This window comes from Luteimonas notoginsengisoli (assembly GCF_042648885.1).
GTDB classification, from domain to species: domain Bacteria; phylum Pseudomonadota; class Gammaproteobacteria; order Xanthomonadales; family Xanthomonadaceae; genus Luteimonas; species Luteimonas notoginsengisoli.
This window is the reverse complement of the sequence record NZ_JBHRYF010000001.1, coordinates 699259-715462: the sequence shown is the minus strand read 5'-3', so window position 1 is coordinate 715462 and position 16204 is coordinate 699259. Positions and strand designations below refer to the sequence as shown.

The following is a 16204-nucleotide window of genomic DNA, read 5'->3' as shown; positions in this document are numbered from 1 at the left end:
AGCGGCCGGCATCCGGGCCCGGACAACGTCCATGCATGTTCATCCCTGGGGTTCCATGGCGGCCACCGTCCTGTCGCCGATGCCGAATCCTGCCAGCAATCGCGCGGTCTCGTACATCGGCAATCCCATCACCCCGGAATGGCTGCCGGACAAGTGCGCGATGAACGCCTCGGCCCCGCCCTGGATCGCATAGCCGCCGGCCTTGCCCATCGGCTCGCCGCTGGCGACATAGGCCGCAATCTGGGCATCCGTGAGTTCGGCGAACGTCACCTGCGACACCGACACCGCCTGCGCCTCGCGATCGGCCGACACCAGCGAGACCGCCGAGATCACCTCGTGCGTGCGGCCCGACAGCCGGCGCAGCATCGCTGCCGCATCGCGCCCGTCGCGCGGCTTGCCGAACACGTCGTCGCCCAGCACCACCTCGGTGTCGGCCCCGAGCACCACCGCGCCCGGCACCGCGACCACCTGCAGCAGGCCGGCTCCCGCCTTCTCGCGGGCCACCCGGCGCACGTAGTCGGCGGGCGCCTCATCGGGACCGCGCCGCTCGGGCACGTCGATGTCCAGGACACCGAATTCCACGCCCAGACGGCCCAGGAGTTCGCGGCGGCGGGGGGATTGCGAGGCAAGATGCAGCATCGCGAAAGGATAACCTGCAGGCTTCGAACCACCCCGGCCCGGCGCGTCTTAACCCCATTCAGGCTCACGACCCGTTCACTGGACGGTACCGACCCTGATCCGCTTCCACGATGGAGACCACCATGCTTCGCAACCCCCTGCGCCCCCTCGCGCTCGCCAGCGCCCTTGCCCTGAGCTGCATGACCATGACTGCCTGTGCCCAGAACCCCGTGACCCCGGCTTCCACGACCAGCGACGGCACCCTGCTGTCCGTTTCCGCCCACGCCGAGGCCAGCCGCGTGCCGGACGTCGCCTCGCTGTCGACGGGCGTGGTGACCCAGGCCGCCGACGCCAATGCCGCGCTGGCCGCCAACGCGAAGCAGATGAACCAGGTGATGGCGGCGATCAAGGCCGCCGGCATCGCCGAGAAGGACATCCAGACCAGCGGCATCAACGTCAGCCCGCAGTACAAGTACACCGACAACCAGCCCCCGGCGATCACCGGCTACCAGGCCAGCAATACGGTCAGCATCAAGGTGCGCGAGATCGGCAAGCTCGGCGAGGTGCTCGACGCGCTGGTCGCCAGCGGTGCCAACCAGGTCAACGGCCCCAGCTTCGAGATCGACGAGCCCGAAGCCGTCTACGACGAGGCCCGGCGTGCCGCGCTGGAAAAGGCGCGGCAGCGGGCGCAGATGTACGCCAAGTCGCTCGACCTGAAGGTGCGCCGCATCGTCAGCATCAGCGAAGGCGGCGGTTTCCAGCCGCCGCAGCCGATGATGATGCGCATGGCCAAGGCGGAAGCCTTCGATGCCGCGGGCGCGCCGCCGGTCTCCCCGGGCGAGACGACGCTGACCGCGAACCTGGACGTGGTGTTCGAACTCGGGCGCTGAGCCCTCGGTTCCACTGCTGCATGCATCAAGAAGGCGGGCCGCAAGGCCCGCCTTTTTTTCGTGGCCTCAGGATCCGCCAGTTTCGCGGCGGTCGCCAAAGGGAAAGCGCAAGCGCCGTCGACTGCTGTACCGGTACGCGCCCGGGGTGAGAGTTTTCGTCGAGCGAGGAATCAACCCAGCCGGCACCCGCGATGCCGGTGACTTGGGCGCCCGACCGCGGCGGACCCATGTGGTGGCTCGGCGTGGCGCCGACCTGGGCCGGCTTGAGCTTTGGCGCCAGGTGCGGCTGTTCTGTCATGGGCCGCCAGCGAACAGGCCCAGAACCAGGCTGGACAAGGCATTCGCTTGCGAGACGCAAGAAAAGCTGTTTGTAAACAACTAGATAGAGATGAATGCGCGCCGGCAATCAGGCTGCAATCGACCGGCGCCAACGCAAAGTCCAGGTCGGCGGCCGTTGCCAATGCGGGACAAGCCTCTTGGCTGGATTTGCGCAAAAAATTGTCATTAATTGTTTTTTTACGTTCCAAGCCGTGATTTACTCCGAATGGCAGTTGCACAACGGGGGGCCAATGTGCGACCGCCGCCACCCCCGGTCGTTTGCCGGCCGGGCAATTCCACTGCTTTACCGAGGGGAGAGAGACCTTGAAGCAGCACCGCTATCGAAAGAGCTATCAACGCACCGCGCTGTGTGCGGCACTTGGGCTGTGCTTCAGCACTGCAGCCTTTGCCCAGTCCAATACGTCCGGCGCCATTTTCGGCCAGGCGGACTCCGGCTCGACCGTCCAGGTCACCAATCCGGCCACCGGGTTTTCCCGTAGCGTCGTCGTCGGCAGCGATGGCACTTATCGCTTCTCGTCGCTGGCTACCGGAACGTACACCGTCACCCTGCAGGGTTCCGACGGCTCCGCGGCCGCAGTGCGGGAAGGCGTCAACGTCAACGTTGGCACCGGCACCTCGGTGAACTTCGCCGGGGCTAGCAGCGGCGCAACCACGCTGGACGCGGTGCAAGTGGTCGGCGCCCGTATCGTCAATCCGATCGACGTCTCCTCGGTCGAATCCACGTCGATCCTGACCGCGGAGCAGATCGCCAAGATCCCGGTTCCGCGCGACACCACCTCGGTCGCTCTCCTCGCCCCCGGCACGGTCCGCGGCGACAACGCCTTCGGCAACCTCGCGTCCTTCGGCGGCTCGTCGGTAGCGGAGAACCAGTACTACGTCAACGGCTTCAACATCACCAACTCGTTCCGCAACCTCAACTTCTCGCGGATTCCTTTCGAGGCGATCGCGGAGCAGCAGGTCAAGACCGGCGGCTACGGCGCCGAGTTCGGTCGCTCGACCGGCGGCGTGGTCAACCAGATCACCAAGCGAGGAACGAACGAGTTCCACGCGGGCGGCAACGTCTTCTATTCGCCTGATTCGCTGCAGTCCGAAACTGTTGACTACTATTTCGCCAATCCGCTGGACGATGCGAACGGAACGCGGGCCCAGGACAATTCCCGGGCGTCCACCGACCAGTGGATCACCTCGGCCTGGGCCAGCGGTGCGTTGATCCAGGACAGGCTCTTTGCCTACGGTCTGGTGTCGTACGGCCGTACCGAAAGCAAGACGGCCACCACGGTTTTCGATGACAAGCCCAGTGACGAGGAACTGAGGAACCCGACGTGGTTGTTGAAGATGGACTGGAACATCAACGACAGCAACAAGCTCGAATTCACCGCCTTCAGCGACACCCAGAAATTTGAAACCGACTACCTCGACCCGGAGACGGGCGAGCTGATCGGCACCAAGTACGTCGAAAACGGCGGCGACAACTTCATCGGCAAGTACACCGGCTACCTGACCGACAACTTCACCCTGTCCGCCCTCTACGGTCACGGCGAGTTCTCGCGCTCGACGCACCTGCAAACCGCGGACGGGACGGTGGTTGAATACGGTGGTGATCTTGGCATGCCTGCAACTGGCTGCCCGCGAGTTTCGGACGCCCGCCCAACTTACCGCGCCGAACTGACCGGCAGCTACGGCACGCTGTGCAACATCACCAATGATTCGGTCGACCGCCGCGATTCTGGCGACACCCGCGACCAGTTCCGCGTCGACGCCGAATGGTCCCTGGGCGATCACCTGCTCCGCTTCGGCTATGACAGCGACGAGTACGAATCCGTGGCCGGTACCTCTTACGAGGGCGGCCGGCTGTGGCGCTACTCGACCAACAACGGTCCGGACGGTGCTGCGAATACCGGCGACGAGTTCGACATCGTCCGGGAACAGATCGTCAACCAGGGTTCCACGGTCAAGCTCAAGCAGCACGCCTACTACATCGAGGACAGCTGGAACGTCACCGACAACTTCCTCGCCTATTTCGGCGGGCGATGGGACACGTTCGAGAACTACAACGGCGAAGGCGAGGCCTACGTCAAGATCGAAAACCAGTTCGGTCCCCGTCTGGGCTTCTCCTGGGACGTCAACGGCGATTCCACGCTGAAGATCTACGGCAACGCCGGCCGCTATGCGCTGCCGCTCACGCCCAGCGTCGCGGTTCGTGGGGCCAGCGCCTCGCTGTATACCCGTCAGAACTTCACGTTCACCGGCGTCGACCCGGTCACGGGGGCGCCAACCGGTCTCGTACCCCTGGGCGGCCTGGTCTACATCAACGGCGAGTTCGGCGAGCCGAAGAACCCGGCCACCATTGCCGCGACCAATCTCGATCCGATGTACCAGGATGAGTACATCCTCGGCTTCCAGAGCCAGGTGACGGACCACCAGAGCATCGGCGCGCGCGCCATCTATCGGAAGCTGAAGGCCGCCATCGACGACAACTGCGACTATTCGCCCATCTACAACCAGGCCATTGAGGACGGGTTCGATCCAGTTCTGCCCAACGCCGGCTTCCCCTACTGCCGCATGTTCAATCCGGGCGAGGACGCGGTGTTCCTGACCGACATCGAAGGCGACGGCACGTTGACCGAGTACACGATCCCGGGGGAACTGCTCTCTCCGAAGGCCAAGCGCACGTACAAGGCACTGGAACTGTTCTGGGACGGGAGCTGGGAGAAGTTCTTCTTCCAGGCCTCGTGGACGATGGCCTGGAACAAGGGCAATACCGAAGGCGGCGTGAAGTCCGACATCGGCCAGGCCGACACCAGCGTCACCCAGGACTTCGACTACAAGGAACTGATGATCGATTCGTACGGCTACCTGCCGAATGATCGCCGGCACAGCCTCAAGGTCTTCGGCAACTACGAGTTCACCGATGAATGGTCGATGGGCGCCAACCTGCTGGTGCAGTCGGGCCGGCCGAAGAACTGCCTCGGCGTCTTCTATCCGTACAACGGTGGCATCCATCCGTACGGGTCGTCGTTCTTTAGGTGCGGCGTCACCGAGGCCGGTGGCGTGGATGGCCCTGCGATCGCGGTGCCGCGAGGCAAGGCCGGACGTTTGCCCTGGACCAACTCGATTGACCTGAACATCGCCTACCGCCCGAACTGGGCCGAAGGCCTGCAGTTCAAGATCGACGTCTTCAACATCCTGGACAACCAGAAGGTGACTGCGGTCTCCGACGTGGCCGAAGACGGCGCGACGGGCACGCCGCTCGATACCTACGGAGTGGCGCGCAGCACGCAGGCGCCACGCAGCGTCCGCTTCATGGTGCAGTACGACTTCTAGCCTGCAACCGCAAACAGTCTCTCTCCATTGGCCGGCCACCCCAGGGTGGCCGGCATTTTATTGGCCACCGACATGGCTGGCGACAATCGCTATCCTTGGTCATCGGTGACCGCCATCGGCATATTTCGCATGCAGCAACGACTTGAGGATCACTGGAAACGCGGCCAGCAGTTCGAAGCTGCGCGTGACTTTCCAGCCGCCCGCGGCGAGTACGAGGCGCTGATCGCGCTTGAAGTGCTGCACGTTCCCGCGCTGCTGCGCCTGTCCCGCTTCGCACAGCTCGACGGTCGTTACGGCGCCGCCCACCGATACGCGCTGCGGGCCGCGGACGCGATGCGGCTGGGTGCCAGCACGCGCAACCTCGCCCATGTCACCCTTCGCCTGTTGGACTTCGCGGAGGACGTCGAAGTCGCGTCCGTCATCCTCTCGGCGGACTGGCAGGACCCGGCCGTCCTGTCGCAGGCGCCGGTACTCGCGCAGCATCTTTGGCTGGTCGGCCGCTATGAAGACGCGCTCCGCTTCCTCGACGCGGTCGAGGTGCGCGTGCCCCCCAACCACCTGCTGACGTTCACCCGCGGGAACGTGCTGCGCTACCTCGGCCAGCTCGATACTGCTAGCGCAAGCTACGAACAAAGCCTGCGCCTCCAACCCACCTTCGCCGACGCCCATTGGGCGGTCGCGACCCTTCGGCGGCCCGAACCCGCAACACGCCTCGCTCGTCTCAGGGTCGCCTCGGATCACCATCCCGTCGACAGCCTCGAACAGGCGCATGTCCAGTACGCGCTGTTCCATGAGCTCGACGCCCTGGGCGATACGGACGAGGCATGGGGGGCGTTGTCGCGCGGTGCCGGCATCATGCATGCCCGCGTTCGCGATGATGCGGCTTCGCGGCAGGCGCGGCTCTCGAACCTGATGCAACCTGCCTGGCATCCTGTGGACGCTGACGGCGTCGCCGTATTGCAGCCGCTGCCGGTCTTCCTGCTCGGCCTGCCTCGCACGGGCACCACCCTGCTCGATCGCATCCTCGGCAACCACGGATGGGTGACTTCGGTCGGTGAACGCAACGACCTGGCCGCGTCGGTCGGCGAAGCGAGCGACCGCTTCTTCACCGGCATGGCCAACGAAGCCGATCCGCAGTGGATGCGGGAACTCGATCATCACCGGATCGGCCACCTGTACATGGAAAGATTGCGGCGCCACGCTTCGGCGACCGCGCTCGCGGTCGACAAGAACCCGTCCAACCTCTTCAATATTCCGCTGATCCTGCAAAGCCTGCCGCAGGCCAGGATCCTGGTCATGCGACGCGACCCGATGGACAGCGCCTTCTCGAACCTGAAGGAGCTCTTCCAGGGCAATGCCTATCCCTACAGCTACGGATTCGCGGAACTCGCCGCCCACGTCGACATGGCTCACCGATGGATCAGCTACTGGGTCGAAGCTGCGCCGGCGAACATCAGGGTGGTCGACTACGAGTCGCTGGTAGGCGACGCGGAGCCGACGATCGCCTCGGTGCTCGATTTCCTCGGCATCCCCCGACATCCGGGACTGGCGGACATCACCCGCAACGAAGCGCCGGTCGCCACTGCGAGCAGCGCCCAGGTCCGCGAGCCCATCCACGGGCGGGGTATCGGGGCCTGGAAACGCTACGCGCGACAGCTCGAACCGCTGCGCGCTGCGCTGGATGGCAGTTCTAGGTGAAAGGCCCGAGTGCGGGTGCCGGAAGTTTCGCGGCGCTGCTGGCGACCGCCGAGGCGCATGCCGGCCGGCGCGAGTTCCCGCAGGCGATTGCCGCCTGCGAGGCCGCGCTGCAGCTGCGCCCCCACGACGCCGCCGCGCTCGTGCAACTGTCCTACCTGCACTCGCTTTGCGGGCATTATCGGCTGGCGCGCGATTTCGCCGTGCGGGCCGCGCGTTCTGGCAATGCGGCCCCCAAGGTACTGGCTGAACTCGTGCAGCGATTGCGCACGTTCAACGCGCTTCCGGAATTGCAGGACTGCGTCGCGCGGCTGGGCCCGCTGTCGAACATTCCCATTCCGCTGTTGATCGCGATCGCCGCGCAACTGAGCTATGTGAACATGCCCGGGCAGGCGATCGAATACCTGGACGAGGCGCGGCACGGAGACCCCGATTACCCACCCACCCTGCTGGCGCGGGCGCAGGTGCTGATCTACCTCGGACGCTTCGACGAAGCATCGCGCGATATCGATCGCGCCCTGCGGCGCGCCCCGGAGATCGCGCACGGCTACTGGCTGCGTTCGATGCTGGGGCCCGGTTTCGCAAGCGCCGGCGACGTGTCGGCAATGCGTTCCCAGCTCGCGCGGCCCGGGAGGACGGCGGCCGACATCGCCTTGCTCGGATTCGCGCTGCACCGCGCGCTGGACGAGCGTGCCGAACACGCCGAAGCCTGGCAGGCGCTGTCGATGGCATGTCGAGCGAAGCGTTCGGCACTGCAGTACGAAGCCGGAGAAACCGCCACGCTCGTGGATGCGCTTCGCTCCCTGCCCGCGCACACCGGCCCAGCGCGCGCCATTCCCGAAGGCTCCGCTACGCCGATCTTCATCGTCGGAATGCACCGGTCCGGCACGACGCTGCTGGAGCAGCTGCTCGACGGCTCCCCGCAGGTGCACGGAATCGGCGAACTCTACGATTTCACGAGCGCGATGCGCGATGCAACGGACCACCATTGCCGTGGCGTCATCGATGCGACGATCGTCGAACGCGCCGCCAGCGCTGACCTGGCGGAGGCGGGACGACGCTATCTGCAGGGGATCGCGTGGCGACTGGATGGCGAACCTTTCTTCACCGACAAGCTGCCTTCCAACTTCCTCAACCTCGGCTTCATCTGCCAGGCCCTGCCACAGGCGCGGATCCTGCACATGGTGCGAGACCCGGTCGAAACCTGTTTTTCGAACCTGCGCGAGCTGTTCTCGGACGCCAATCCCTGGTCCTACGACCAGCTCGAACTGGCCGCGTACTACCGCCAGTACCGGCGGCTGATGGGGCACTGGCATGCGGCCTGCCCGGGGCGGATCCTCGACGTGGACTATGCGCGCCTGACCCGTGAGCCGGAGACGGTGATGCGCGAGGTCGCGGCATTCTGCGGCATCGATTTCGATCCGGCGATGCTCGAACACCGCGCGCGGTCGCGGGGCGTGGCCACCGCCAGTGCCGTGCAGGTCCGCGACCGCGTCACGGTGCGCGAGCAGCCAAAGTGGGCGCCGTACCACGAATACCTGCAGCCGCTGATCCGGGCGCTGGCGGACTGAGCCGGCCCGCGGCCGATTTCGGCCGTCTGTCGCAGGCACGCGAGGCAGTGGACTTGTCTGGCTTGCCACTGGTCCCCCGGCCGGCACCGGCCATCCGCCCGTCACTTGCCGTGCACGCGCGCGGAGCGCAGTTTGGAATCGCAGTCGAGTCGGGTGCCGCGTGCGCCGGTTGGCTCAACCCCGCACCTGTTGCACGCGCGTTAGTGGATCGTGTCACGCAACCAGTGGAGGTGGGTCATGGTGCTTCAACACGCGCATGTGTTTCCTGGTGCTTCCGTTCCGCGACTGGACGTCGCCCGCATCGCCGCCGGAGCCGGCGCCATCGCGCTCAACGTCTGCGTTTTCCTGGTGTTGCTGGTCCCGGCGGGCTTGCCGGACCTGGCGCCGCCCGCCGATGGCCCGATGGTGGTTGTCCCGATCTTCGAAAGGATCGTTCCTCCGCTCCCGCCGGTGCCCGTGCCGGTCACCCAGCCTGTCACGCCGGTCGCTCCCGCGCTTCCGACGCCCGTGCATCGCGACGTGCGGCCGGTGATCGACCAGGTGGTCATCGACCTGGGTACGCTCCCCGCGGACAACGTCGCGGCACAGCCGACCGATACCGCCGCCGCGGACATCGCGCCGCCCTCCGGTCCGGTCGCCGGGATGCGCCTGGAGTACGCGAAGGCGCCGTCGCCACCGTATCCGCGCGATGCGCTGGTCGCCGGCCTGCAGGGCACCGTACTGCTGCAGGTGCTGGTGGATGTCGACGGCCGGCCATTGCGGGTCGACGTGGAGCGGAGCAGCGGCCACCGCGCCCTCGACGCCGCCGCGCGCAGGTACGTGCTGCAACACTGGACGTTCCGGCCGGCGATGAGGAACGGGCAAGCGGTGCAGGCAGTGGGGCTGGTGCCGATCGAGTACAGCCTCGACTGAGATCAGGCGTTGCGGCTGGACGAAGTCGTCGTGAGGCGCGGTTGATTTCGGCTTGCGTGCAGGAAGACATGTTCAGCGCGTGGCAAGAGCTCGCGGCTGAAGCCGCTCCTACGAGGGCAACGGCAAAGGTTCGCGCCTCCCGCCGCTCCTACGAATCGTGTTGCTCTTGCTTCGGGCCCGGCCGTAGCGGCGGAGGCGACAGGCAAGACCCGCAGGGTGCCGCACATGGATGTGCGGCGAATCAAGGCCTGCACTACGCGCGGTGGTAGGGATGGTTGGCCAGCAGCGCGCAGGCGCGATAGAGCTGTTCGGCCAGTACCAGCCGAACCAGCATGTGCGGCAGCGTCAGTGGGCCCAGTGACCATTGCTCGTCGGCACGCGCGACCACCTCGGCGGCGTGCCCCTCGGGGCCGCCGACGAGGAACGCCAGGTCGCGCCCGAGGCCGCGCCAGTGCTCCATGCGCACGGCAAGCTGCTCGGAGGTGTGCGGGCGGCCGCGGCCGTCGAGCGCGACCACGTGCGCATTCTTCGGCAGCGCCCCGAGCACGCGTGCGCCCTCGTCATGGGTGGCGCGCGCGGCGTCGCGATGCTTGCCGCGCAGGCCAGGCGCGATCTCCACCAGCTCAAGCGGCAGCCAGTGCGAAAGTCGCTTTTCGTATTCCGCGTAACCTTCGGCGACCCAGTGCGGGGGGCGCTCGCCGACGGCGACCAGCCGGGCCTTCATCCGCGCGCGATCCGCGGTTGCGACATCGGCGACCGTTTCGGCATCAACCCATCATCCGTGAAGATGCGCACGGCGCAGGCCTGTCGACTCGCGAGCGCGGGCATCGTGGGAACCCGCCACGGAGCAGGGCGCGGCTGGCGCCGCGGCCCACGACTGCGATCAGGACGGTCTCAAAGACGCTCGTCGGCGTCGAACTCATGGTCGCCGGGCGGCTCGTCGCCGACCGTCCACAGGCGCTCGAGCGCGTAGAACTCGCGCACCCGCGGCAGCATGACGTGGACGACGACGTCGCCGAGGTCCACCAGCACCCACTCCGCCTCCTGCTCGCCTTCCACGCCCAGCGGCTGGCAGTCGAGCTTCTTGGCGAAGCGCACGACTTCGTCGGCGATCGCCTTGACGTGCCGGGTCGAAGTGCCCGAGGCGACGACCATGAAGTCGCACACGCTGGTCTTGCCGCGGACGTCGATCTCGACGACATCGTTGGCCTTGAGTTCGGCGACCGCGGCCTGGACCGATTCGAGCAGGACCTCGGCGGACGGCGGCGGGTTGGGAAGACGGGTCTTGATGACTTGCGCGGTACTGGTCAAATGGGCATGGCTCTGGATGCGTGCGTCGGTCGATTATAGAGGAGGTCGTGCCGGCGGCCCGGCGTGCTCTTCCGCATTCAGGTACAACCCGTGCCGCTCGATGTAGCCGGCAACGGCCACAGGCACCATCTCACGCCAGGCACGGCCCGCGGCGATGCGCTGGCGGATCGCGGTCGCCGACTCCTCCTGCAGCGGCTGGCGCAGCCTGAACACGCAACCGGCCGGCGCATCGCGCAACGCCGCCGGTGAAGCGCGCCAGCGCCCCGCGAGCGCGGCGGCCAGTTCCGGGCGCAGGTCCTGGTCGAGCGGGCTGCCCGGGCGTTCGGCGACGACGAAATGGGCCTGGTCGAACAGTTCGCGCCACCGGTGCCAGTCGGGCAGGCCGACGAAGCTGTCGGCGCCCACCAGCAGTGCGATCGGCGCATCCGCGCCATGTTCGGCGCGCAGCTCGAGCAGCGTGTCGATGCTGTAGCTGCGGCCTTCGCGGCGCAGCTCGCGGCGGTCGACGCACAGGTCGCGTTCGCCGACGACGGCCAGGTCGAGCATCTCGGCGCGCTGCGTCGCGGTCGCCCCGGGCGGGCTGCGATGCGGGGGATCGGCGGCCGGCATCATCCGGATGGCCGCGTCGAGCGTGTCGCGCGCCGCGCGCGCAATGGCGAGGTGCCCATCATGGACGGGATCGAAAGTGCCGCCGTAGAAGATCAGGACCTGGAGGCCGGCGATGGGGGGATGGGAATTGGGGACCATGCCGTCAGACTAACCGCCCGCCCGGGGCCGAGGGCGCAGTTGGACGGGTTCCAAAGCGGGCGTCCCGCTCGCCACTGCGCATTGCCCGGCCCTGAGGCCTAGCCTGCAGCGCCCGCCAGCAAAGGCCGCGCCTTCGCGTCGGCGACCACCAGCAGCAGCCGTTCCAGCACCTGCCAGGCGTCGCCCTGCCCGCGACCCTTGGCGATCCGGTCGACCCGGCCCGCCTCGGCGACGAAGCGCTCCCAGTGCGGCGCCGCGTGGCGCTGCAGCGCGCGCCGGTAGGTGGCCTGTTTCGAATCCCACACCCGCTGCGCCTTGAACTCGGCGGCGAGGTTGCCGTTGCGCGCCTGCACCCGGGCCAATGCCGCCACCGTGAGCAGTTCCTTGACCACCATGCCCATCAGCGCGTGGATCGCCTCGCCTTCGGCGCGCAGGCCGGCGAGCATGCGCGAGGCGCGCGCGCCCTGCCCGTTGAGCGCCGCGTCGAGCATCCGGAACACGTCGAAGCGGGCCGCGTCGGCCACCAGCGATTCCATCCGCGTGGCGTCGATCGGCTTGCCGTCGGCGAGCAGCACCAGCTTGTCGATTTCCTGCGCGGCGGCAAGCAGGTTGCCTTCAACCCGCTCGACCAGCCGCTGGACCGCGCCACGGTCGGCCTGCACGCCGCGCTTGCGCAGCCGCGTTTCGACCCAGCCGGGCATCTGGTCGGGCCGGATCTGCTTGGCGACGGCCAGGCAGCCGATGCGCGCGATGGCCTCGCTCCACTTGCCGCCGTGCTTCTTGCTCCATTCGCCGCCGGTCACCAGCAGCGCGATGTCGCCGGGCGGCTGCGCGCAGAAGTCAACGATGAGTTCGCCGCCTTCCTTGCCCGGCCGGGCGGTGGGCAGGCGCAACTCGATCAGCCGCCGGGCCGAGAACAGGCTGGGCGCGCGAAAGGTCATCGCCAGCGTATTCCAGTCGAAGTCGCGGCCGTCGGCGTCGAAGACTTCGCGCTCCGCGTAGCCGTGCTCTCGCGCATGGGCACGCACGGCGTCGGCAGCCTCGAGCACCAGCAGCGGTTCCGGGCCGGTGATCATGTAGACCGGGCGCAGCGGCTCGCCCGCAAGCCGCGACACCAGGCTTTCCGGGGTCAGTTCCAACGCGAATCCAATGCCGGCCGGCGCGACACGCCGCTCAGGGCGTGGTCGCCGGTTCCGCGGCAGGTGCCTCGGGCACGGCGGGCTCGTCGAGCAGGACGGGCTCTGCGGGCGGTACGGTCCCGTCGACAGGCGTCGGCGATGCATCCGGCATCCCGATCGGCATCGGCGCGCGCGAGGCGGCATCGATGCGGCGCAGGATCGACGCGGTCATTTCCTTCTGCATCTCGCGGGCCAGCAGTTCGCGCTCGCCCTCGGTGCCGGTCGAACGCGTGGGCACCGACACGTAGTCGCGTGCAAGCTCCACCGTCTGCTGCGGCACGACGTTGGTGCCATCGGCCTTGTCGAGGCTGAACATCACCGCGTAGCGAAGCGTGTACTCCTGCGCGCGGCCGAACTGGTCGATGCTGATCGGCGTCGAGCCCCACTTCTCGAGGCGGATGCGCAGCGTGGCCACGTCGCCGTCGGCGGCTTCGGGCGCCGGGGTCGCACCGGCCTGCTCCAGCGCCACGGCCAGCGACTCTGCCAGCGGGCTGTAGGGATCCCTGGCGACCACGCGCACCGGCCCCAGGTCCGGCGGCAGAGTCAGCGCGCTGCGCAGGTGGAAGCCGCAGGCGGTCAGGCCCAGTGCCAGGACGAGGAGCGCGATCAGTCGGGTCATGCGGGCAAGTCTGTACGACGGGGCAAGGACCGGCAAGCGGAACGTCCGCATCGTTCAGGCAACAACGACGATATTCACGATCTTGCCCGGCACCACGATCACCTTGCGCACCTGGCCCTCGCCGATGAACCTGGCCACATGCGGCTCGGCCAGCGCCGCGGCCTCGATCGCGTCGCGCGGCTGGTCCGGCGCGACCTCGATGGTGCCCCGCAGCTTGCCATTGACCTGCACCGCCAGGGTGACGAGGTCACGCACCAGTGCCGCCGGGTCGGCCCGCGGGAAGGCCTGGTCCTCCAGCAGCGTTTCCGCGTGCCCGAGCGCCTGCCACAGCGCGTGGCAAACGTGCGGGGTGACCGGATTGAGCAGCAGCACCATCGTCTGCAGTACCTCGTGGCGCACGGCGCGGCCCTGCCCGCTCATGTCGTCGAACTTCGCCACGTGGTTGAGCAGCTCCATCAGCGCGGCGATCGCGGTGTTGAAGCTGTGGCGGCGGCCGTAGTCGTCGCCGACCTTCTGGATCGTCTCGTGCAGCTGGCGGCGCAGCGCCTTCTGCCCGGCATCGAGCGCGGCGGTATCGACTTCAGGGTGGTCCGGTTGCGAGACGTGCTGCTGCACCTCGCGCCAGAAACGGCGCAGGAAGCGCGCCATGCCTTCGACGCCTGCCTCGTTCCACTCCAGCGACAGCGTCGGCGGCGAGGCGAACATCGAGAACAGCCGCACGGTGTCGGCGCCGTAGCGGTCGACCATCGCCTGCGGGTCGACGCCATTGTTCTTGGACTTCGACATCTTCTCGGTGCCACCGATCTTCACCGGCTGGCCATCGGCCTTGAGCGTGGCGCCGGTGACGTGTCCGCGCTCGTCGCGCAGCACGTGCACGTCGGCGGGGTTGATCCATTCGCGCCGGCCGTCGCCGCCTTCGCGGTAGTAGGTCTCCGCGACCACCATGCCCTGGGTGAGGAGGTTCACCGCCGGCTCGTCGCACTTCACCAGCCCTTCGTCGCGCAGCAGCTTGTGGAAGAAGCGGAAGTACAGCAGGTGCAGGATCGCGTGCTCGATGCCGCCGATGTACTGATCCACCGGCAGCCAGTGGTCGGCGCGCCCGTCGACCATGTCCTTCGCGCCCGGCGAGGTATAGCGCGCGTAGTACCAGCTCGACTCCATGAAGGTGTCGAAGGTGTCGGTTTCGCGCTCGGCCGGGCCGCCGCACTGCGGGCAGGTGGTCTTGCGCCACTGCGGATCGGACTTGATCGGCGAGTGCACCACCCCCGCGGTCGAGAAGGCATCCGCCACGTCCTCGGGCAGCACGACCGGCAGCTGGTCCTCGGGCACCGGCACCGCGCCGCACGTGTCGCAGTAGATCACCGGGATCGGGCAGCCCCAGTAGCGCTGCCGGCTCACCCCCCAGTCGCGCAGGCGGAAGTTGACGCGGCGCGCGCCGCGGCCATCGGCTTCGAACCTGGCGGCCAGCGCCTCGAACGACTCCTGGAAATCCATGCCGTCCAGCTCGTCGGAGTTCACCAGCGAGCCACGCTCGGTGTACGCGGATTGTTCGGCGATGCGGCGCTCGAAATCCTGCACCACCTGCACCGCCGCGCCGGTGTCGTAGACGTCGATCGCGCCGCTGCCGCCGAGCGCGGCCTGCATCGGGTCGCTGGGCTTGAGCGCATCCGCGCCGATCTCGCGCAGCGCGTCGCGCACCGGCGCCGGCACCACCACCATGCGGATCGGCAGGTCGTATTTCTTCGCGAACTCCCAGTCGCGCTGGTCATGCCCGGGCACCGCCATGACCGCGCCGGTGCCATAGCCCATCAGCACGAAGTTGGCGACCCAGACCGGGACTTCATCGCCGCTGATCGGATGCACGGCGCGCAGGCCGGTATCGACGCCGCGCTTCTCCTGCGTCTCGAGCTCGGCTTCGGACGTACCGCCCTGCCGCAGCCCCGCGATCTGCGCGGCCAGATCCGGATCGGTGCCGGCGGCCCGGATCGCCAGCGGATGCTCCGCTGCGATCGACAAGAAGGTCACGCCCATCAGCGTGTCGGGGCGCGTGGTGAACACCGTCAGCGGCACGTCCTCGCCCTCGACCCGGAACTGGATTTCCAGGCCCTCGCTGCGGCCGATCCAGTTGCGCTGCATGGTCTTGACCGAATCCGGCCAGCCGTCGAGCGTGTCCAGTCCGTCGAGCAGTTCCTGCGCGTAGTCGGTGATCTTCAGGAACCACTGCGGGATCTCGCGCTTCTCCACCAGCGCGCCGGTGCGCCAGCCGCGCCCATCGATCACCTGCTCGTTGGCCAGCACGGTCTGGTCGACCGGATCCCAGTTCACCAGCGAATTGCGGCGGTACGCCAGGCCCTTCTTCAGCAGCCGCACGAACATGCGCTGCTCGTGCACGTAATAGTCCGGCGAACACGTCGCGAACTCGCGCGACCAGTCGATCGCGTAGCCCATGGCCTTGAGCTGCGCGCGCATGTGATCGATGTTGGCGTAGGTCCACTTCGCCGGCGCGGTCGCGTTCTTGATCGCCGCGTTCTCCGCGGGCAGGCCGAAGGCGTCCCAGCCCATCGGCTGCAGCACGTTCTTGCCGGTCATCCGCTGGTAGCGGCTGATCACGTCGCCGATGGTGTAGTTGCGCACGTGGCCGACATGCAGCGCCCCGGAGGGATACGGCAGCATCGACAGGCAGTAGAACGCGGGCTTCGGCGATGCCTCGGTCACCTCGTATGCGCGCGTGTCGTCCCAGTAGCGCTGGGCGGCGGATTCGACGGCTCGGGGATCGTAGGCGGCAGGGTCGGCGGACACGGGCGGGCGCATTCCAGGGACGGCCAGCAAGCCTACCGCAGTGCACAAATTGCCGCCATCGGGCCCGAATACCATGGCTTTTTACCCGGGAGAAGCCGAATGCGTCGATCCGTGCCCATCGTCCCGCCCGCGCTCGCCGTCTATCGCGCAGTCCGACTCGAAACGCGCGGCCTGCGCCCCCCTGCCGCTGCGGCGGCGGCG

Annotated in this window: 12 protein-coding genes; 5 read left to right on the top strand and 7 right to left on the bottom strand. The window is 67.7% G+C overall.

The features are described from left to right. Window positions 1-39: 39 nt before the first annotated feature. Window positions 40-639: a Maf family protein gene (locus ACFOM9_RS03385; protein ID WP_386706178.1), complete on the bottom strand. Its 600-nt coding sequence runs from the start codon at window positions 637-639 to the stop codon at window positions 40-42. A 122-nt stretch (window positions 640-761) separates the two neighbouring features. Here ACFOM9_RS03385 and ACFOM9_RS03380 point away from each other — a divergent pair, with 122 nt between their 5' ends. From ACFOM9_RS03380 to ACFOM9_RS03360, 5 genes are all read left to right on the top strand, one after another. Next, window positions 762-1508, top strand: a complete 747-nt coding sequence (locus ACFOM9_RS03380) for an SIMPL domain-containing protein (RefSeq protein WP_386706176.1) — start codon at window positions 762-764, stop codon at window positions 1506-1508. A 642-nt stretch (window positions 1509-2150) separates the two neighbouring features. Then, window positions 2151-5171, top strand: a complete 3021-nt coding sequence (locus tag ACFOM9_RS03375; protein WP_386706175.1) for a TonB-dependent receptor — start codon at window positions 2151-2153, stop codon at window positions 5169-5171. A gap of 105 nt (window positions 5172-5276) precedes the next feature. Then, window positions 5277-6869, top strand: coding sequence for a tetratricopeptide repeat-containing sulfotransferase family protein (locus ACFOM9_RS03370; RefSeq protein WP_386706173.1), 1593 nt, complete (start codon window positions 5277-5279; stop codon window positions 6867-6869). Further along, window positions 6866-8437 (top strand): tetratricopeptide repeat-containing sulfotransferase family protein, encoded by a 1572-nt coding sequence (locus ACFOM9_RS03365; protein WP_386706171.1) that lies wholly within the window; start codon window positions 6866-6868, stop codon window positions 8435-8437. Before ACFOM9_RS03370 ends, ACFOM9_RS03365 begins: the two co-directional genes overlap by 4 nt. Before the next feature lie 237 nt (window positions 8438-8674). Then, the gene (locus tag ACFOM9_RS03360; RefSeq protein WP_386706169.1) at window positions 8675-9349 is read left to right on the top strand and encodes an energy transducer TonB; all 675 of its coding nucleotides are present in this window, start codon (window positions 8675-8677) and stop codon (window positions 9347-9349) included. Window positions 9350-9602: 253 nt separating this feature from the next. On the opposite strand, the gene rlmH is transcribed toward ACFOM9_RS03360, so the two are convergent. The 6 genes from rlmH to leuS form a co-directional block, all read right to left on the bottom strand. Next, window positions 9603-10073: a 23S rRNA (pseudouridine(1915)-N(3))-methyltransferase RlmH gene (gene rlmH, locus ACFOM9_RS03355; RefSeq protein WP_386706167.1), complete on the bottom strand. Its 471-nt coding sequence runs from the start codon at window positions 10071-10073 to the stop codon at window positions 9603-9605. Window positions 10074-10243: 170 nt separating this feature from the next. Continuing rightward, complete coding sequence (rsfS, locus tag ACFOM9_RS03350; RefSeq protein WP_386706165.1) at window positions 10244-10660, bottom strand: ribosome silencing factor; 417 nt, start codon at window positions 10658-10660, stop codon at window positions 10244-10246. 33 nt (window positions 10661-10693) lie between these two features. Next, window positions 10694-11407, bottom strand: coding sequence for a nicotinate-nucleotide adenylyltransferase (nadD, locus tag ACFOM9_RS03345; RefSeq protein ID WP_386706163.1), 714 nt, complete (start codon window positions 11405-11407; stop codon window positions 10694-10696). Window positions 11408-11505: 98 nt separating this feature from the next. Further along, window positions 11506-12546, bottom strand: a complete 1041-nt coding sequence (gene holA / locus ACFOM9_RS03340; RefSeq protein ID WP_386706161.1) for a DNA polymerase III subunit delta — start codon at window positions 12544-12546, stop codon at window positions 11506-11508. 34 nt (window positions 12547-12580) lie between these two features. Further along, complete coding sequence (locus tag ACFOM9_RS03335) at window positions 12581-13204, bottom strand: LPS-assembly lipoprotein LptE (protein WP_386706159.1); 624 nt, start codon at window positions 13202-13204, stop codon at window positions 12581-12583. A gap of 54 nt (window positions 13205-13258) precedes the next feature. After that, window positions 13259-16003 carry a leucine--tRNA ligase gene (leuS, locus tag ACFOM9_RS03330; protein ID WP_386706157.1) on the bottom strand — a complete coding sequence of 915 codons (2745 nt, stop codon included), beginning with the start codon at window positions 16001-16003 and terminating at the stop codon, window positions 13259-13261. Window positions 16004-16204: the final 201 nt, after the last annotated feature.